This window comes from Xanthomonas sp. CFBP 8443 (assembly GCF_025666195.1).
Taxonomy (GTDB): domain Bacteria; phylum Pseudomonadota; class Gammaproteobacteria; order Xanthomonadales; family Xanthomonadaceae; genus Xanthomonas_A.
Window position 1 is genome coordinate 1,120,545 of record NZ_CP102592.1, and the last position, 17,719, is coordinate 1,138,263.

The 17,719-nt window shown below is 70.0% G+C and carries 12 protein-coding genes; 3 read left to right on the forward strand and 9 right to left on the reverse strand.

Annotated elements, in window-relative coordinates; all coding sequences use genetic code 11:
• Positions 1-201: 201 nt before the first annotated feature.
• The 3 genes from NUG20_RS04675 to NUG20_RS04685 form a co-directional block, all read right to left on the reverse strand.
• Positions 202-846 (reverse strand): DUF4124 domain-containing protein, encoded by a 645-nt coding sequence (locus NUG20_RS04675; RefSeq protein WP_263397287.1) that lies wholly within the window; start codon positions 844-846, stop codon positions 202-204.
• A gap of 652 nt (positions 847-1,498) precedes the next feature.
• Positions 1,499-2,323 (reverse strand): methylenetetrahydrofolate reductase [NAD(P)H], encoded by an 825-nt coding sequence (metF, locus tag NUG20_RS04680; protein ID WP_263397288.1) that lies wholly within the window; start codon positions 2,321-2,323, stop codon positions 1,499-1,501.
• Positions 2,324-2,629: 306 nt separating this feature from the next.
• Complete coding sequence (locus tag NUG20_RS04685) at positions 2,630-4,000, reverse strand: alpha-amylase family protein (RefSeq protein ID WP_263398392.1); 1,371 nt, start codon at positions 3,998-4,000, stop codon at positions 2,630-2,632.
• 658 nt (positions 4,001-4,658) lie between these two features.
• Between NUG20_RS04685 and NUG20_RS04690 the strand changes: the two genes are divergently transcribed.
• The 3 genes from NUG20_RS04690 to NUG20_RS04700 all read left to right on the forward strand — a co-directional run bounded on the left by NUG20_RS04690 (position 4,659) and on the right by NUG20_RS04700 (position 9,254).
• Positions 4,659-7,331, forward strand: a complete 2,673-nt coding sequence (locus NUG20_RS04690; protein ID WP_263397289.1) for a TonB-dependent receptor — start codon at positions 4,659-4,661, stop codon at positions 7,329-7,331.
• A 119-nt stretch (positions 7,332-7,450) separates the two neighbouring features.
• Entirely contained in the window at positions 7,451-8,371 is a 921-nt protein-coding gene (locus NUG20_RS04695) for a M14 family metallopeptidase (RefSeq protein ID WP_263397290.1), read from the forward strand.
• 325 nt (positions 8,372-8,696) lie between these two features.
• On the forward strand, positions 8,697-9,254 hold the full coding sequence (locus NUG20_RS04700) for a DUF3228 family protein (RefSeq protein ID WP_263397291.1): 558 nt from the start codon (positions 8,697-8,699) through the stop codon (positions 9,252-9,254).
• 84 nt (positions 9,255-9,338) lie between these two features.
• Here NUG20_RS04700 and NUG20_RS04705 read toward each other — a convergent pair whose 3' ends face one another.
• The 6 genes from NUG20_RS04705 to NUG20_RS04730 are packed head-to-tail and all read right to left on the reverse strand — an operon-like array spanning position 9,339 to position 17,647.
• Positions 9,339-11,183 carry an NPCBM/NEW2 domain-containing protein gene (locus NUG20_RS04705; RefSeq protein ID WP_263397292.1) on the reverse strand — a complete coding sequence of 615 codons (1,845 nt, stop codon included), beginning with the start codon at positions 11,181-11,183 and terminating at the stop codon, positions 9,339-9,341.
• Between the two features lie 37 nt (positions 11,184-11,220).
• The gene (locus tag NUG20_RS04710; RefSeq protein ID WP_263397293.1) at positions 11,221-12,168 is read right to left on the reverse strand and encodes an N-acetylglucosamine kinase; all 948 of its coding nucleotides are present in this window, start codon (positions 12,166-12,168) and stop codon (positions 11,221-11,223) included.
• On the reverse strand, positions 12,165-13,325 hold the full coding sequence (locus NUG20_RS04715) for an SIS domain-containing protein (RefSeq protein ID WP_263397294.1): 1,161 nt from the start codon (positions 13,323-13,325) through the stop codon (positions 12,165-12,167). The genes NUG20_RS04710 and NUG20_RS04715 overlap by 4 nt, the downstream gene beginning before the upstream one ends.
• The gene (locus NUG20_RS04720) at positions 13,312-14,601 is read right to left on the reverse strand and encodes a D-tagatose-bisphosphate aldolase, class II, non-catalytic subunit (protein ID WP_263397295.1); all 1,290 of its coding nucleotides are present in this window, start codon (positions 14,599-14,601) and stop codon (positions 13,312-13,314) included. Before NUG20_RS04720 ends, NUG20_RS04715 begins: the two co-directional genes overlap by 14 nt.
• Before the next feature lie 11 nt (positions 14,602-14,612).
• Positions 14,613-15,539 carry a DMT family transporter gene (locus tag NUG20_RS04725; RefSeq protein ID WP_263397296.1) on the reverse strand — a complete coding sequence of 309 codons (927 nt, stop codon included), beginning with the start codon at positions 15,537-15,539 and terminating at the stop codon, positions 14,613-14,615.
• On the reverse strand, positions 15,536-17,647 hold the full coding sequence (locus NUG20_RS04730) for a glycoside hydrolase family 36 protein (protein ID WP_263397297.1): 2,112 nt from the start codon (positions 17,645-17,647) through the stop codon (positions 15,536-15,538). Before NUG20_RS04730 ends, NUG20_RS04725 begins: the two co-directional genes overlap by 4 nt.
• Positions 17,648-17,719 lie beyond the last annotated feature (72 nt).

A 17,719-nucleotide genomic window follows, 5' to 3' on the forward strand; every position in this document is an offset into this window, starting at 1 on the left:
GCGTGGTGCAAGGTTGGGCGACGCAGTGCGCGCCGATCGCGGCCGCTGCTTGTGCGTGCGCGGCGTGTAGCGCCCCGGTCAAGCTACTGCCGCCACTGTGGGAGCGGCTGCACTCGCGATGGGCTTTATCGGGAACGCCCGTCGCGACTGAAGTCGCTCCCACATCAGGGTGCCGATTGTGGAACCCGAGTCGGGAATGCGCTAGAAGCTGATCCAGAAGCAGTTGTACTGCCGGCGCAGGCTGAGCACCGTCGAGGTCGGCGTCGCGCTGCCGCCGAGGGTCTGCTCCAGGCGCAACGCGGTCGCGCGTGCGCGCGGCGGCGTGGCGGCAGCGCCAGGCACGGCGTCGGTGGCGGTGGGCGCTGCTGCAGGTGCGGCGCCGGCTGCGGGTTGCGGTTCGGCGCCGGGCGCGGTGTCGGCCGTTGCCGGCATGGTGGGGAAGGACGCCGGTGCTGACGGCAGCACTGGCACGATCGCGACCAGCGGGCGCTGGACGATCGCGTCGAGGCGATCGAGGATGCGTCGCGCCGCTTCGTCCGAGACGCCGTTCCACCAATACAGCGTGGACAGGCGATTGATGTCGCGTGCGTCCACCGCAGTGCGGATCTGCTGCGCCAGTTCGCTGAGCCGGCGCACGCACTGCGGCCGGTACAGGCCGCTGGCGCCTTCGCTGGCGGCACTGGGCGCGGCCCGCGGCGGCAGCCGGTCGATCGCGCCGAGGTCCTCGCAGCGGCGATCGCTGAACACCGTGGCGCCGTCGGCGCCGGTGCAGCGATTGACCTGCTGCGCGGCGGCAGACACGGTGCACAGGCAGAGCAACAGGAGGATCGACGAGGGCGCGCGCATCACGTCAGCCTAGCCGTACGCCTGGTGTCTGGGAAGCTGCCGCAGGGGGGGGCGCAAGCGCGGCAACGTGGGGCGAGGCACGGGTGCTGTGGGATGTGCATCGTCGCGACCTTTCGCGAGGCGGGGGTCTGGCCGCTTTTCTCGTCGCGACTGAAGTCGCTCCCACAGTGCGTTCGGCACGGCGAAGCAACACGGCTGTTGTAGGAGGGGCTTCAGCGCCGACCGGTTCCGAAGTCGGCCAGGTTTCCGACTCCGTTTGTCGCGGCTGAAGCCGCTCCTACACGGAATTCGGCGAGGTGAAGCAGCACGGCTGTTGTAGGAGGGGCTTCAGCCCCGACCGGTTTTGAAGTCGGCCAGGTCGCCGACTTCGTTTGTCGCGGCTGAAGCCGCACCTACAGGGAATTCGGCGAGGTGAAGCAGCACGGCTGTTGTAGGAGGGGCTTCAGTGCCGACCGGTTGCGAAGTCGGCCAGGTTTCCGACTCCGTTTGTCGCGGCTGAAGCCGCTCCTACATGGAATTCGGCCAGGTGCCGCAGCGAGGCGTCTTGTGGGAGGGACTTCAGTCCCGACGCTGTTCGCCATCGGATGCCTGCCGCCTCGCCGATGGCCATGAACGTCGCAGCGCAGGTGCGCGTGCCAGCGGCGGACGGCGCTTATCCCAATCGCGACAGCACGCCGACGGTGGGCTTGGCCAGGTTGAGCGTGTAGAAGTGCAGCGACGGCGCGCCGCCGGCGAGCAGGCGTTCGCATAGCGAGGCGACCAAGTCGGCGCCGAATTCGCGGATCGCGTCGGCATCGTCGCCGTAGGCCTGCATGCGCTTGCCGATCCAGCGCGGGATCTCCGCGCCGCACTGCTCGGAGAAACGCCGCAGCTGGCTGAAGTTGGAGATCGGCATGATTCCCGGCACGATCGGGATCTGCACGCCGAGCTTGCGCACCGCATCCACGAAAGCGAAATAGGCGTCGGCGTTGTAGAAATACTGGGTGATCGCGGCATCGGCGCCGGCATCGACCTTGGTCTTGAAGTGGCGCAGGTCGCTCAGCGCGTCGCTGGCCTGCGGATGCGTCTCCGGATAGGCGCCGACCTCCAGGTGGAAGGCATCGCCGTGCTCGGCGCGGATGAAGGCGATCAGGTCGGCGGCGTAGCGCAGGTCGCCGGGATGGCCCATGCCCGAGGGCAGGTCGCCGCGCAGCGCGACCAGGCGCCGGCAGCCGATCGCGCGGTACAGCTTGAGCAGCTCGCGGATCTCTTCGCGGCTGCCGCCGACGCACGACAGGTGCGGCGCCGCCTCGAAGCCGTGGTGCTGCTTCAGGTGGCGCACCGTTTCGGAGGTGTAGCTCAGCGTCGAGCCGCCGGCGCCGAAGGTGCACGATACGTACTCCGGCGCGTAGGCCTTCAGGCGCGCGGCGGTGCGGTCCAGCTGCGCGCGCTGTTCGTCGGTCTTGGGCGGGTAGAACTCGAAACTGATGGCGGTCATGGGCGCGGCGCGTCAGGTGATGCGTGGAGTATATCTCTTCATCCGGATGGATGTTTGCGGGCGTGGCCAGTGTGCAGCGGCGATGCGCCGGGGCCTGCACGGCCGGGACGATCCGGCGGCCGCGCAGTCGGCGTGCCGGTCGATTGGCTGCCGCGTCCGCGGGCGGCGGTTGCTTGCAGGACCCAGCGACCCAGTCGCGCAGGCGCGCCATCCGGTCGCGCCTGCTCCGCTTCCACGTTCCGGGCGTTTGCCGTCCAATGACGGATCGATCGTCGGCTCGCCCTCGCCGTCACGCGCCCGCCGACGTCAACGCTTCCACATCCGTGCCTGCCGCGGCGGCAGGCTGAAGGTGTAGCTGCTGCTGGAAATGCGCACCACGTTGCCGGAGCCGAGCGCGTCGCTGTAGTCCACGTTCCAACGCAGCACGCTGCCGTTCATTGCCACGGCGGTGGTGACGGTGGTGCCGCACTTGTTGATGCCGACGATGCCCAAGTCGCCGCGGCGGAACAGCAGATGGCAGGCGTCGTGCGACAGCACCTGCATGTCGCTGCCCTGGGCGGCATTGTGGAAGCCGATCATGCGCTTGAGGTCGTCGCGCTGGTAGGCGTTCACCCAGCGGTTGTCGCCGCTCTCGTTGTTGTCCGAGTACACCATCGGCACGCCGCCGTCGCGGCCGAGCAGATACGCGTAGGCCAGGGTTTCGTCGACCGGATCGAGGATCGCGTAGCGGAAGCCGGCGTTGTTGGGAATGTCGTGGGTGACCGCGAAGGTCACCGCGCGGCTGCCGGGCAGCGCCTGGCCGTAGGCGCCGGGATCGACCAGGCCGTCCATGCTGCCGCCGAACGCAAAGGCGTTGCGGATCGAACTGAACAGCGGGAAATCGTAGGCGGCGTGCGGCGTCGCCTGCAGGTAGGGCGCGAGAAATTGGTCGTAGTCGGCCGTGCCGGCGCCGCCGGTGGTGATCACCTCGCCGAACACGTGTACGCCGGAACGGATGCCGGCATCGAGTACCGCGTTGAGATGGTCGAAGGGCATGTGCTTGGCCGCGTCGATGCGGAAACCGGTGACGCCCAGCGTCTTCAACGCCTGCAGATAGCTGCGCTGCTGCTGCACCACCCAGGCGTTGCCGACCAGGTCGGGCAGGCCCGGATCGCTGCCGCCGCCGCAGATGCGGTAGGTGCGGACCTGGTAGGCATTGCCGTAGTCGGCGATGCACTGCGCCGGGCCGAAATCGCCGGCGCCGAGGAAGTTCGCCGACAGGTCGCCGAACAGCCGCAGCGACGCATAGCGCGATGGGTCCGCTGCGTACTGCGACAGCACCGCGCTGCCCGGGTAGTTCAGGTCCGGACGCGTCGCCGCCTCGTTGGCCATGTGGTTGAGCACCACGTCCGCATAGGTCTCCACGCCGACGTCGGCCAGCGCTTGCACCATGCTGGCGAAGTCCTCGGTGTCGCCGAGCGGGTTGTCGATCACGCGCATGTCCTGCGGCTGGTAGCGCGCCCACCACTCGCTGCCCTGCGAACGATAGGCCGGCGCCACCATCACCTTGTGGTAGCCAGCCGCGGCGATCTGCGCCGCGCGCGCTTCCACGGTGGCGTAGGGCCAGTTGAAGGCGTGCAGGATGACGTCGGCCTGGGCGCTGGCGGTGGCCAGGGTCAACAACAGGCCGACAAGCAACATGCGCCAGCGTGGCGGGCGCGGCGGGACGATCGGAGCGGCGGGCAGGTCGCGCATCACACGGGTCTCCTTGGTGGAAGTGCGCAGGCGATGTGCCTGCGCGTCGGCCCTGCCTCCCACGCCGGCGGCAGCGGCGCTGGGAATGCAGCGGTGAGCGATGCTAAGCGCGCATCGCGGCGCAACATGGATGCGCTACATACGTATTCATTGCAGTGCCGGTCGAAAGCGGGATCGGTATCCAGTTCTGTCGCGCTGGCGCGCGGCGTCGCGTCCTGGCATGACGCGTGGCCGCTGTGCGGCGACGGTGGCTTGCGTGAGCGGCGCACCGGCGTTGCATGCATTGTGTTTTTCTTGGGGTATCGATGGAGACGTCGGGTGCGATCCCGGCGGCGGTCGCCAGCGGTATGCCGGCATTGCGCGAGTACCACGCGCGGCGTGCATTGCAGCCTATGCCGCCTTTCACGTCACCGATGAAAGCCGCGTGCACTGCGCGGCGCCGAGGCGCGTTTGCCATCACGTCGCGTTGCACAGGGCGTTGCTGTAATCGGCCGCGTCGCCACTCGCGACATCGCGAACCTGTATCGCCGGTTCGCCTCGTGCAACAGCCCTGATAGTCGCGCTCGCGCCGCGCCCCGCGGCGGCGAGCCCAGGAGGATCGATGACCGGAAGTCTTGCTTGTCCATCGCATCGCCGGCCTGCCGCGATGCAGCGTCCGCTGGCGTTGTGGATCGCCTTGGCGTTGAGCGGCAGCGTGCATGCACATGCGCAGCCGGCGCCTGCCGATGGCGCGTCCGCGGCGCCGCCCGCCGCCGCGCCAACGCTGGACACGGTGCAGGTCAAGGGCGTGCGCGGCAGCGTCGTCGATGCGATCGCGACCAAGCAGGCGCATGCCGAGATCAGCGATTCCATCGTCGCCGAGGACATCGGCAAGCTGCCGGACAACAGCGTGGCGGCGGCGCTGCAACGCGTGACTGGCGTGCAGGTCGCGCGCGCTGGCGCGGAGGTCGGGCAGGTGCTGGTGCGCGGCCTGCCGAACGTGGTCACCACGCTCGACGGTCGCAACGTGTTCACCACTGTCGGTCGCGACATCGAGCTGGCCGACGTGCCTACCGAACTGCTGCGCAGCGTCGATGTATACAAGACCACCGGTGCGCAGTTCCAGGAAGGCGGCATCGCCGGCGTGGTGGACGTGCACCTGCGAAGGCCGTTCGATTTCGAGGAGGACAGCACCATCGCCGGCAGCGTCAGCGCGCTGCGCGGCGACCAGGCCGGCAAGACCGTGCCCAACGGCAGCCTGACCCTCAGCGAGCGCTGGGACACCGGGCATGGCCGCATGGGCGTGATGGGCAGCGTGGCCTATCAGCGGCGCCCGTACCAGGAGTCCAATTCGATCTACGGCACCTACGACCTGAAGCCCAATCCGCTCGATCCGGGCCAGCGGATCTACGTGCCCTACAGCGCCGGCGGGCTGATGGCGCGCGGCGACCGCGAGCGCAAGTCGGCCAACCTGTCATTCCAGTGGGCGCCGAGCGAGCGCAGCGAGGTGTATCTGGATGCGCTGTACATCGGCTACGGCAACCGGCCGCAGGTGAACTACTGGCTCCCGTTCCCCGGCCTGGCCACGGCCGAGAACACGCGCTCGCTGAGCCTGCGCCCGGGCACTGCGGTGCTAGATGGACTGGAAGCCAGCGACATGCGGACGCTGTCCAGCACCCAGGCGCACAAGAACGCCTCCGATACCTATCAGGCGGCGCTGGGCGGGCGCTGGAACAACGACAAGGTGAAGCTGAGCACCGAGCTGGCCTACACCTACAGCACCGCCGACAATCGCGCCTTCACCCTGGACGTGGAGACGCTGGCGCCGCTGCTGCACCTGCGCTCCGGCCGCGGCGCGCCGGCGACCTGGATCACCCAGGCCGACGGCAGCGCCTACGACGCCACCGCGCCCGGCAACTGGACCTTGCGCCAGTACTACGACAGCTGGAACGAGCAGAAGGGCGAGGAGTGGGCGTGGCGCGGCGACGCCAACATCGCGTTGGACACCGGTCCGCTGCAATCGCTGGACGTCGGCCTGCGCGCGAGCCGGCGCAGCGCGACCAATCGGTCCGGCGACACCGGCGCACGCGACAACGTGACCGGCACGCCGATCCTGCTCGGCGACGTGCCCGGCCTGGCCTCGGTGACGCCGGGCAACATGCTCGACGGCGCGCGCGATTTCGGCACCGACCGCTGGGCCTCGGCCAACCAGGATTTCCTGCTGCAACGCAGCGCCTACCTGCGCACGCTGATGGGGCACTCGGCCACGCGCCCGGACGCCGATCCGGCGTTGTTCTTCGACGATCGCGAGGACAACTACGCCGCGTACGCGCAACTGAACTATGGCTTCGCGCTTGGCCCGGTGCCGGTGGACGGGCGCATCGGCGTGCGCGCCACGCGCCTGGATTCCACGCTGCGCGGCACGCAGCCGCGCGACGGCGTGTCCGGCCCGGTGCAGATCGACCGGCGCACCGACAAGGTGCTGCCGAACTACAGCGCCAACCTGTCGCTGCGCGAGAACCTGATGCTGCGCCTGGCCGGCAGCACCACCATCACTCGGCCGGAGTTCGCCGATCTCAATCCGCAGCTGGCCCTGTACGAGTCCACCGACTCGCTGCCGGCGCGCGGCGGCGGCGGCAACCCGCAGTTGCGCCCGGTGGAGTCGCGCAACGCTGACCTGTCGCTGGAGTGGTACTTCCGCCCGGGTTCGTTGCTGTCGCTGGCCGCCTTCCATCGCGACATCGACGGCTACATCCAGACCTATGCGGCCGACGAGACCATCGACGGGACCACCTATTCGATCAGTCGCCCGCGCAACACCGGCAAGGGCACGCTGAAGGGCGTGGAGGCGGGCTATACGCAGTTCTACGATTTCCTGCCGGGGTGGCTGTCCGGGTTCGGCACCCAGCTCAACTACACCTACATCGACGCCGAGGCCGATTCGCCCGACGGCATCAGCCAGCCGCTGACCAACGTGTCGAAGAATGCGTACAACGTCATCCTGATGTACGAGTACCAGCGCTTTTCCGCGCGTGCCGCCTACAACTGGCGCAACCGCTACGCAGTGAGCTTCAACAGCTCCGGCGACCAGCCCGAGCAGATCTACCATGGCCCGGAGAAGTGGCTGGACGTGGCCCTGAACTATGAGCTCAGCGAGCGCCTGACGGTGTTCGCCGAGGCGACCAACCTGCTCGGGACCACCACCTACAACTACTTCGGCGAGCGCAGCACGTTCCCGCGCGAGGTGGCGTCGCCGGAGCGCACCTACACGCTCGGGTTGCGCTTCCGGCTGTAGGGCATGGTGGTGGGATGCGCGCCGCATGCAGGGCGATGGCGCGTCGCGCCGCGATGCACGCGCTGCGGCGCTGCACGGTGCTAAAGTCGTCCGCCTCACTGCACACGTGGAGCCGCACGATGACATCCGACGCCTTCTACCCGATCGGTACGCCCGGCACGCCCTGGGGGCCTGCGGAAAGGGCGGCATGGCTGTCGCGGCAGCAGCGCCAGCGCAGCTACCAGGACGATGTGGTGGCGGCGATCGAGCAGCTGCGTGGGCAACTGGATGTCGTGGACTACGGGGTGGTGGCGTACGCGCAGGAGCGCTACCCGCTGCTGGCGCTGCGCAGCCGCGGATGGGACGACGCGCTGCCGTGCATGCTGGTGACCGGCGGCGTGCACGGCTACGAGACCAGTGGCGTGCACGGCGCGCTGCAGTTCGCGCGCCAGCATGCGGCCGATTACGCCGGTCGCGCCAACCTGCTGGTGGCGCCGTGCGTGAGTCCGTGGGCCTACGAGCGGATCCATCGCTGGAACGCGGACGCGATCGATCCGAACCGGTCGTTCCGCGAAGACAGCCCGGCGCAGGAGTCGGCCGCGCTGCTGCGGCTGGTCGCGCCGCTGCGTGGGCGGATCGCGATGCACATCGACCTGCACGAGACCACCGACAGCGACGAGTCCGAATTCCGGCCGGCGCTGGCCGCGCGCGATGGTGTCGCCTACGAGCCCGATGGCATTCCCGACGGCTTCTACCTGGTCGACGACAGCGAGAATCCACAACCGGCGTTCCAGCAGGCGGTGATCGCGGCAGTGGAGCAGGTGACGCATATCGCGCCGGCCGATGCCGAGGGCAAGATCATCGGCTCGCCGGTGGTGGCGCATGGCGTCATCCGCTACCCGATGAAGAAGCTGGGGTTGTGTGCGGGCATCAGCGACGCGCGCTACACCACGACCACCGAGGTCTATCCCGACAGTCCGAGCGCCACGCCCGAGCAGTGCAATGCCGCACAGGTGGCGGCGGTTCGCGCGGCGATCGACTATGCGTTGGCGCATCCGTAGTCGGTGCCGCCTGCGCGATGCCGGGCGTGCGCGGCGGCTTGTCCGCGTGCAATGGCGCGCCACGCGGTGAAGCATTGATCCGCGTCTATGCCAAGTCCGACACCGCGCCATGACGGTCTTCTGTTCTTCGTAGGAGGGGTTTCAATCCCGACGTCTTGCCGATAAAGCGTCGGAGTTGAAACTCCTCCTGCAGAAGCACGGGCAAAAAGGCGGTGGCGATCGGAATCGATGCCGTACCGACCGCCGCATGGCCATGCAGTTGTCCACGGTGTCCATCAGCTGCCGAGCACGCTACGCTAGCTCGCTCCTCGTGCCCACAGCCGCCATGTCCATCGTCCTCACCCCCTTCGCCCGCACCCGCCTGTTCCCGCGCGACGCGCGCCGCAACGCGATCCAGGACTGCACGCCGGAACAGTTCGAGCGCCAGCTCAACGACGCCATGCCGCTCCGGGTGCTGGACGGCTACGCGCCGTTCTGCAAGTTGCACGTGCATCGCAACTGGACGTCCACCCGCTGCCTGACCGTGCCGATCACCGAGGCCAATCGCCACCTGCTGCGTTCCGGCTACGAAGCGCGCAGCAGGGAGGAGTTGCCGGTGCTGGTGCGCTGGTTCGAAGGCGTCGAGCCGCCGGTCGCCACGTACCTGCTGCCGATCCTCTACAGCCGCGAGCAATTGGCGCGCGAAGGCGCACCGATCGAGGCCGAGTGGGGCGTGGTCGGCTGCCTCTATACGGCCGAGCCGCAGGAGATCCCGATGGCGCCGATCACCATGCTGCGCAACGCGCTGGGCGTGGAGGAGGGCGGCTCGGGCGTGGCGCTGGACCGCGAGGCCTACCGGCGCAGCGTGGCGTTCTGGGAGCGCAACGCGAACTGGCGGCCTTAGCCGCGTGCCGGCGTCGCAGTAGCGAGCGGGTGCGCGATTGCCAGCGGCCCGCCGTCGACAGGCGCAAGCTCGCCGCAAGCGCGCTCAGCGCAGCACGGGATTCGCCCAGACCACCAGCGGCGGCAACGCGCCGGCCGGCACTGCGTCGGCCGCGGCGACCAGCTCGAGCACGCCGACGTTGCCGATCGGCAGTTCGACGGCGACTGCCGCATCGCCGCTGCGCATCGGCGCGCTTTCGTACAGGAGCCTGGCGTCGCCGTAGATGCGGAACACGGTCCTGCCGGTGCCGCGCGCGGCGCTGTCCTGCAGCCCGATCGAGGTGCTGAACTTGGAGAACTCGCCGCGGGTGAGGATTTCCAGCCGCGAATCGGCATGGGCGCCGATGCCGTATGCGTATGCGCTGCCGGCGATCTTCAGCGGCTGGCCGTATGGCGTGACGTCGGCGCGCGGCGTGCCGGAGGCGGCGTCCAGCGCGGTGGCGTAGCTCGGCAGGCCATCGGCGGCGACATGGATGCGCCCGGTCATTTCGCTCAGCAGGGTCGCGTCCGCTTCGACCGGCGTGCCCTTGACCTTGAGCATCACCGCGGCATGCGGCGCCAGCGAATAGCGCAGCGGGCCCTGGCGCGACGGCAGGTCGCGGCGGCGCCACAGATCGCGCACCGCCAGTGGCGTGCCGGCCGCCAGCTTCATCTGCCGCGCATCGACCTGCGCCACGGCCGCGGTGTCGCCGCGATTGAACAGCAGCACCGCGCGTTCGCCGCGCGCGGTCAGCGGCTTGACCAGTACCTGCACCGGCGCAGCGTCGACCACCAGCGTGGCCTGGTTGCCGGCCGCATCCTGGTTGACCGCGATCACCTCGGGATTGCGCAGCAGTTCGATCAGCGGGTCCGGCGCGCGGGTCAGGTCGAACCCCAGCAGCAGCGGTGCGGACAGCATCGCCCACAGCGAGAAATGGGTGCGCGCTTCGGTCAGGTGCGCGGCGTCGAACGCGCCCAGGCCGACCGCCAGCATGTCCGGATCGTTCCAGCGGCCCGGGCCGGCGTACAGCTCGCGCCGCGAGGCCGAATCGAAGTTGTGCAGCATGCTGTCCCAGGTCGGCTCGATGTCCGGACTGGTGCGCCACAGGTGGCCGTAGCTGCCGCCCCAGTCGCGCACGCCGGCCTCGCCCCATGGGCAGATCGACAGCACGTAGTCGTTGTCGGGATTCAACGCGGCCAGCAGCCGGCCGATGCGCGCGTAGTGCGTCTCCAGCGCATCGCGGTCGCTGCGCACGGCGTCGCCGCGCACGATCAGCGGGCGCAACGCGCGCTGGCCGGATTCGCGCACCGGCACGCTGTCGGCAGCGAAGTCGGCCAGGCCGCAGGCGTCCACCTTCAGGTAGTCGAAGCCCCAGTCCTGGAACATGGTCTTCAGGTCCGAGGCTTCGAAGCCCTGCAAGCCGATCTCACGCTCGGCCACGCTGCCCACCGGCAGGTTGGGACTGGTGCGGTCGAACGCCTGCGAGCAGGCGTTGCGTCCGGCGTCGGTGTACAGACCGGCCTTGAAGCCGCGGGCATGCAATCCATCGGTCCAGGCGCGGAAGCTGGTGCCGCCCTCGCCGGTCCTGGCGATGGGGAACATCGAGGTGCGGATCGCGATCTCGCCGCTGGCGCGCCGCTGCAACCACCAGCCGTCGTCGATGTTGATGTAGCGGTAGCCGGCCTGCTGCAGGCCGCGGCGCTGGATGGCGTCGACCACCGACAGGATCCGCGCCTGGTCGACGTCGGTGCGGAAGGCGTTCCACGGATTCCAGCCCATCGGCGGGGTGGCGGCCGCGCCGTGGCCGTACACGCTGAAACGGCCGCTGGGTTGCAGGGCGTCGGGGCGCTGCGCCGCGCTCGCGGCGGCGGCGAGGGTGCAGAGCAGAGCGGCCAGCAGCGGGCGTTTCATTGGCGTGTCCTTGGTGGTTGGCGTCCGCAGCGGTGCTTCAGCGGGATGGAATGGCGGCCAGTTGCCGCGCGTAGAGCGCGGCCCCGTAGTGCGGCGCGTGCAAGGGCGCGCGCAGTTCGAAGCCGCGAGCGGCCGCGCCCAGCGCCAGCCGGAACGGGCGCATCAACAGATCGCCGGCGCTGAACGCGCCGCCGGAATACGACACCGGCACCGGCTCGCCGGGGTCGAATCCGAGCGCGCCGTGCAACGCCACCGCGATCGCCGCCAGCTCGCGGCCGGCGTGTTCGAAGATCGCCGCGGCCACCGCGTCGCCCGCCTGCGCGGCGCGCGAGACCAGCGGCGACAGCCTGGCCAGGTCGCCGCGGGTGCCTACGCCTTCGCCGTAGACGTGCGCGCAGATGTCCAGGTCGTGCCGGCCCAGTTGGAAATGCTCGCGCAGCAGCGCATGCAGCGGACCGCGCGGCAGACGCCCGTCGCTCATGCGCGAGAACGCGTTCAGGCCCTGGATCGCGATCCAGTAGGCCGAGCCTTCGTCGGAGAACGCCTCGCCCCAGCCGCCGCAGCGCGCGGCGGCGGCGCCGCGCCGGCCGTAGCCCATCGAGCCGGTGCCGGCGATGATGTTGATGCCGTCGGCGCAGGCCAGCGAGCCGGCCCAGCCGCAGACCATGTCGTTGTCGCAGGCGTAGCGGTCGTGGCCCAGCACCTGCGCCGGGATGCCCTGCAGCGCGGCGGTGGCGCGGCTGTCCTCGCCGTAGGCGGGCAGCCCGAAGAAGGCCTGCGCGATATCGGCCGGGCTAAGCTGCAACTGGCCGAGCAGCTGGCCGATGCCGTCGGCCAGGGTGGCCCGGACGCCGTCCAGGCCCACCTGCGGGTGATAGGTGGTGCCCAGCTGCGCCTCGGCCAGCAAGACGCCGTTGGCGTTGATCGCGGCGAAGCGGGTCTTGCTGCCGCCGCCGTCGACGCCGAGGTAGAGCGCTGCGCTCATGCGTCCAACGCGTACAGACGCACGCCCTGCACGACGCGGTTGACCACCCCGGACGGATTCGGATTGTCCGGGGTCACGCCCATCGCGCGCGAGGTCAGGAACGCGAACAGCTGCGCGGCGGCGATGTACGGCCACAGCAGGTCCACGTCCGCGGCTGCGTGCATGCCGACAACTGCGAGCGTGTCCGCGTCCAGGCCCGGGCGCGGCTGCGCGGTGATCTCCACGACGCGGGCGGCGCAGCCGTCGCGGCGCAGTTCGTCGAGCAGGTCGTGATCGTAGCGGCGCGTGTAGGGGTCGTTGGACACGAATACCACCACCAGCGTGCGCGCGTTGACGAAGGTCTTCGGACCATGGCGAAACCCCAGCGGCGAGTCGTAGCAGGTAGCGACCGCGCCGTTGGTGAGCTCGCCGAGCTTGAGCGTGGCCTCGCGCGCCAGGCCCTGCAGCAGGCCGCTGCCCAGGTACACCACGCGCTCGAAGCCGCCGCGCGAGAGCGTTTCCAGCAACGGCCGCGCATGCAGCAGCACCGCGTCGACGGCGCGGCCGATCGGGCCGATGCGGGCATCGAGCGCGCCGGCCGGCAGCAGCGCCGCCAGGGTCGCGTACATCATGCAGCTGAAGCTGGAGGTCATCGCGAAGCTGACGTCATGGGTTTCCTGCGGCAGCAGCAGGGTCATGGCCTTGGCCACCGGCACGCGCGCCAGCGCGCCGTCGCGGTTGCAGGTCACCACCAGGTGGCGCACGTCGGCGACCAGCGCTTCGGCCAGGTCCACCGCGGCCAGGCTCTCGGGACTGTTGCCGGAGCGGCCGAAGGAGATCAGCAGCAGCGGCTGCGCCGGATCCAGGTACAGCTGCGGCGCGCAGACGATGTCGGTGGTGGGCACCGCGTCCACGCGCGCAGCCAGCACGCGGTCCAGCAGCGGCGCCAGGCACTGGCCGATGTAGGCGGAGGTGCCGGCGCCGGTGAGGATCACCCGCGCGCGCGGGTCGTCGGCGATCGGTGCGGCGAAGGCCTGCAGCTGCGCGTGCAGTTCGGCGACCAGCGCGTGGGTGCGTTCGAGCATGCGCGGCTGCTGCGCGATCTCGCGCGCGGTCCACAGCGCGCCGCTGGCGTCCAGTTCGGATTCGGCAATGCCGAGGGCATCAGGAGGGGTCATGGGCATGGCATGCATGGTGATAGTCGTCGAGAACGGCACTGACGTGGGCCATGACCAGGGACTGCGGATCGCGCGTCGCGGTCCCGGTACGGATGGCGTGCAATGCGTGGGGGAGATACTGGCCGAGGAGCGGCAGTGGCGGCGGATCGGCGCGCAGGTTGTCGAACAGGCGCGCGCGTGCCTGCTCGATCTCCGCATCCGGCCAGTAGTAGCGGATGCGGTCGCTGAGGCTGTACTGCAGGTCGATGGCCAGGCCGCGGCCCTGCCCGTGGTAGTAGCGCTGCCAGTAGCCGGGCGCGGCCTGCATGCGGCGCACGGTCACCTCGCGCAGGTTGGCGCGCTGCGTGGCGTCGATCCATTCGCGTTCGATCGCGTCCAGCGCCCACAGCGCTTCGCGCAAGGCGAAGGTCAGCCCGGGGCCGACCTTGAGGATGGCGAAGTGGTCGCGCACCAGCGCGTCCAGCGCAGCGCACGTCTGGTAGTCGGTGGAGTGCGCCTCGAACACCATGCCCGGCACGGCGGTCAGCGCCTGGCTCAGGTCGCGCGCCTTGCCGCTGTCGTAGTCGATGACCGCGTGATGGTCGAATTCCACGCCCGGTTGCACCACCGAGGCGATGACGCGGGTCCAGGCATCGCCCAGCCCGGCCTGCGCGAACGCACTGCGGTGCGCTTCGATGGTGGCCAGCGCCGCGTCCGGCGTGGTCAGCGCCAGGCCGTCGATCGCTTCGGTGGCGCCGCCGGGTACCGGCACCTCGGTGCCGATCACGTACACCGGCGCTTCGCCGCCCGCCTGCGCCCACGCGTCTTCGGCGGCGCGGCACAGGCGCACCGCGCGGCGCACGATCTCCGCTTCGGGCAGCGGCTCGGGATCGCCGCTGCAGGCCATCGAGCAGTCCAGGTGGATCTTGCGGAAGCCGGCGGCGACGTACGCGGCCACCATGACCTCGGCCTTGTCCATCGCCGCGGCGGCGTCCAGCGCCGTCCACGGGTTGGGGCCGAGATGGTCGCCGCCCAGCGCGATGCGGCCGCGTTCGAAGCCGACGCGGTCGGCGATGGCGTACACGAACGCGACGAAGTCGGCCGGGCGCATGCCGGTGTAGCCGCCGTCCTGGTTGACCTGGTTGCAGGTCGCCTCGAACAGCACCAGCGCCTGGCCGCTGCGCTGCGCGTGGCGCAGTCCGGCTTCGACGACGAGGGGATGGGCCGAGCAGATCGAGGTCACGCCGATGGCGTGGCCTTGCCGATGCCGCGCGATCAGGTCGAGCAGAGCGTGCATGGAAAATCCAGTCAGGGGGGAGAGGGCGGTTGCGGTTGCGGCGCGCGCTCGGGTTCGAGCACCAGCAGCAGCGAGGCGACCAGCGCCAGCACCAGGCCGACCGCCTTCAGCGGACCGGGCACGACGCCGGCGAACAGCAGCGCCAGCGCCGCGGTGACCAGCGGTGCGCCGGCATTGCTCAGCGGCGCCACGACCATGGCCTTGCCGTAGCGGAAGGCGTAGACCAGGGTCACCGCGCCCACCGCGTTGAGCAGCTGGATGGCGGCGGTCATCCACGGCCCGTCCAGCCCGGTGTTGATCGGCTGCCGCCAGTCGGTCATCGCCAGCGCCACCGGCGCCAGCAGCAGGGCGCCGAGCGTCATGTAGGCGAAGATGCTGTCCGCGCGCACGCTGTCGTTGGCCAGCTTCATGAAGAAGGCCTGCACGCCCCACGCCAGCATGATCAGCAGCGACTGCAGGAACCAGCCCAGCCCGGCGCCGCTGCCGCGGCCGAACGACAGGTCCAGCAGCGGCAGGGCCAGCAGCGCCAGCACGATGCCCAGCGTGCCCTGCCAGCCGGTGCGCTCGCGCAGCAGCAGGAACGACAGCGCGATGGTCACCACCGGCGACAGCGAGATGATCGGGAACACGAAGTACGCCGGGCCGATGGTCAGCGTGTGGAACAGCAGCATCTGCCCGCCGGCGCCGAGCAGGCCGATGGTCAGGCCGTAGCCGATCGCCCTGGGCGAGCGCTCCAGCTGCCAGCCGTTGCGCCACAGCAGGTACAGCGCCGGCGGCAGCATGGTCAGCGCCCACACGCAGTACACCAGCGTGTCGGGGAAGCCGTGCGCCGCCGACAGCGGCGACAGCGCGCCCCACAATCCCCACAGCACCACCGTGGTCAGGGCGAAGACCAGCCAGGGGCGGCGCCGCGCGGTCGGCGTCGGTGCCGCGCTCATGCCGGATCCCTGGCCGGCGTGGCCTGCAGGAGCAGGAAACGCTCGAAGCGCGCGGGCAGGAACGCATGCGCGGCATCGACGATGCCGAGGTCGCGTTCGTTGAACAGATCGCGCACCTGCCAGCGGCCGGGCGCCAGGCCGCGCAGCTCGACCTTGCCGTCCCACTGCGGCGCATAGAACGTGTAGTACTGCGCGCCGTCCTTGCGAATCGCATGCGCTTCGGGCTTGTCGAAACCGATGTCGTACAGCGTGCCCAGGTACTCGCCCTTGGGCAGCATGTGGGTCTTGTACAACTCCACCCACTTGCGCCACAGCGCTTCGCGCTCGGACGTCAGCACGAAACCGCCCGGCGGCAGCGGCACCGACGGATGGTCGGTGTCCTTGGGCCAGGTGAACTTGCTGGAGATCACCGCGCCGATGCCGACGCTGGAGGCGAAATCGTCGCGGTTGTCCGACAGTTCCACATGATCGCCGGCGTAGCTGCTGCGCGCGCCGATCAGCGCCTTGATCGACTTGCCCTTGCTGCGCACCTGCCACGACGACAGCGGGTCCGAGGACGGGTACTGGTCGGTGGCCGGCAGGTTGTGGAACGCGAACGCGGTGCCGCACGGGCACAGTTCCACCACCGCCTGCGGATTGGCCTGGTGCGCGGCGCGATAGATCGCATCCCAGAACTTGGCCAGGCCCACGACCGAATCGTTCGGGCTGGCGTGGTGGTGCGCGGGGTTGTAGCAGGGCGCGACCGCGTTGAGATGCTGGCCGTCGAGCTTGATGCCTTCGAAGCCCCAGTCGCCGATGGCCTTCTTCACCAGCGCCACGTAGAAGTCGATGGTCGGCTGGTAGGCCGGGCACTGGGTCAGCGCGTTCCACCAGGTCACGGTCTGGAAGGCGCCTTCCTTGTCCAGCAGCAGCATGTCCACGTGGTCGTGCAGCACATCGCTGCCGGGATCGGCGGCCAGCGGCGCCAGCCACAGGCGCGGGCGCATGCCGTGCTTGCGCACTTCGGCGGTGAACGCGCGCATGTCGGCATCGCCGCGCGGGAACTTGCGCCGGTCGATCTTCCAGTCGCCTTCGTTGGTCTGCCAGCCGTCGTCCAGCACCGCCCATTCGAAGCCGAGTTCGCGCGCCTTGGGCAGCGTGGCGAAGATCTGCTGCACGTTGAAGTCGCGCTCGTAGCCCCAGGCGCACCAGATCGGCGCGAACGCCGAGTCCGGCGGGCGCGGGCCTTCGATGCCCTCGGCGCGCATGAACGCCTGGTACTGCTGCAGCGGGGCGAAGAAATCGCCGCTGTGCACCGCCAGCAGGGTGCGCTCGGTCACCAGTTCCTGGCCGGGCGCCAGCGTCGTCGCCTGCGCCGATTCGATGGCGATCGCCGCGCCCGCGGCGGTACGGCGCACCGGCATGTCCAGCGGGCGCGGCACCAGCTCGACGTGGCCCACGGCGATGCCGACATCGCGGCGCCAGAGATTGGCCACCGGCGTGCCGCCGCCGTAGTCGGAGGACTCCATCGCCAGCGTGTTGCGTTGCGCGAAGCCGTCGCCGAGCGGCTGCACCCAATCGCGGCGGTCGGTGTGGGTGGCACCGGAGAAACTCCAGAAGCCGCCGGCGACGGCCGGCAGTTCGTGCGCGCCGTTGCGCCAGCCGGCCACCTGCAATGCGCTCATGCCCAGGTTGCGATAGCGCACCTGCAGCAGCGCCAGGCCGGGCAGCGCGTCGAACAGGCTCACCGCCACCTGCTTCTCCACGCCGGCCTTGGCCGCGCGGCCGGTGAACACGGTCTGCCGGCCGCGGCCATGGCGCGGATCGTCCAGCGCATGCGTTTGCTGGCCGGTCAGCGCGAAGTCGGTGAGTTCGCTGCCGTCGGCCAGCAGCAGCGCTTCGCTGGGCTGGTAGGCGGTCAGCGGCTTGCCGCGCGAGGACAGCCGCGTGTGCATGCGCCGGTCGAAGGCGAGGGACAGCACCGCATCGGCGATCGCCGGCTTGCCGTCGGCGGCGGTCGCGCCGACGGGTTCGGCCGAGCGTGCCCAGGGCGCCACACTCCATGCGGCAGCGCCGGCCACGCTGCCGACGACGTACTTCAAGACACTGCGGCGTCCAATCGGGGACATGGGCAACGGGTCCGGTGGCGTTGTCGGCATTCTGCGCGCGCCCTGACGATTGATGCAAGCGTTTTGTTTCGT

What these genes read in the sequence shown, in the direction of transcription:
- NUG20_RS04695 (WP_263397290.1), top strand. Translation starts at nt 7,451, where the DNA reads ATGACATCCGACGCCTTCTACCCGATCGGTACGCCCGGCACGCCCTGG.
- metF (WP_263397288.1), bottom strand. Translation starts at nt 2,323, where the DNA reads ATGACCGCCATCAGTTTCGAGTTCTACCCGCCCAAGACCGACGAACAG.
- NUG20_RS04705 (WP_263397292.1), bottom strand. Translation starts at nt 11,183, where the DNA reads ATGAAACGCCCGCTGCTGGCCGCTCTGCTCTGCACCCTCGCCGCCGCC.
- NUG20_RS04690 (WP_263397289.1), top strand. Translation starts at nt 4,659, where the DNA reads ATGACCGGAAGTCTTGCTTGTCCATCGCATCGCCGGCCTGCCGCGATG.
- NUG20_RS04725 (WP_263397296.1), bottom strand. Translation starts at nt 15,539, where the DNA reads ATGAGCGCGGCACCGACGCCGACCGCGCGGCGCCGCCCCTGGCTGGTC.
- NUG20_RS04710 (WP_263397293.1), bottom strand. Translation starts at nt 12,168, where the DNA reads ATGAGCGCAGCGCTCTACCTCGGCGTCGACGGCGGCGGCAGCAAGACC.
- NUG20_RS04730 (WP_263397297.1), bottom strand. Translation starts at nt 17,647, where the DNA reads ATGTCCCCGATTGGACGCCGCAGTGTCTTGAAGTACGTCGTCGGCAGC.
- NUG20_RS04700 (WP_263397291.1), top strand. Translation starts at nt 8,697, where the DNA reads ATGTCCATCGTCCTCACCCCCTTCGCCCGCACCCGCCTGTTCCCGCGC.
- NUG20_RS04715 (WP_263397294.1), bottom strand. Translation starts at nt 13,325, where the DNA reads ATGACCCCTCCTGATGCCCTCGGCATTGCCGAATCCGAACTGGACGCC.
- NUG20_RS04675 (WP_263397287.1), bottom strand. Translation starts at nt 846, where the DNA reads ATGCGCGCGCCCTCGTCGATCCTCCTGTTGCTCTGCCTGTGCACCGTG.
- NUG20_RS04720 (WP_263397295.1), bottom strand. Translation starts at nt 14,601, where the DNA reads ATGCACGCTCTGCTCGACCTGATCGCGCGGCATCGGCAAGGCCACGCC.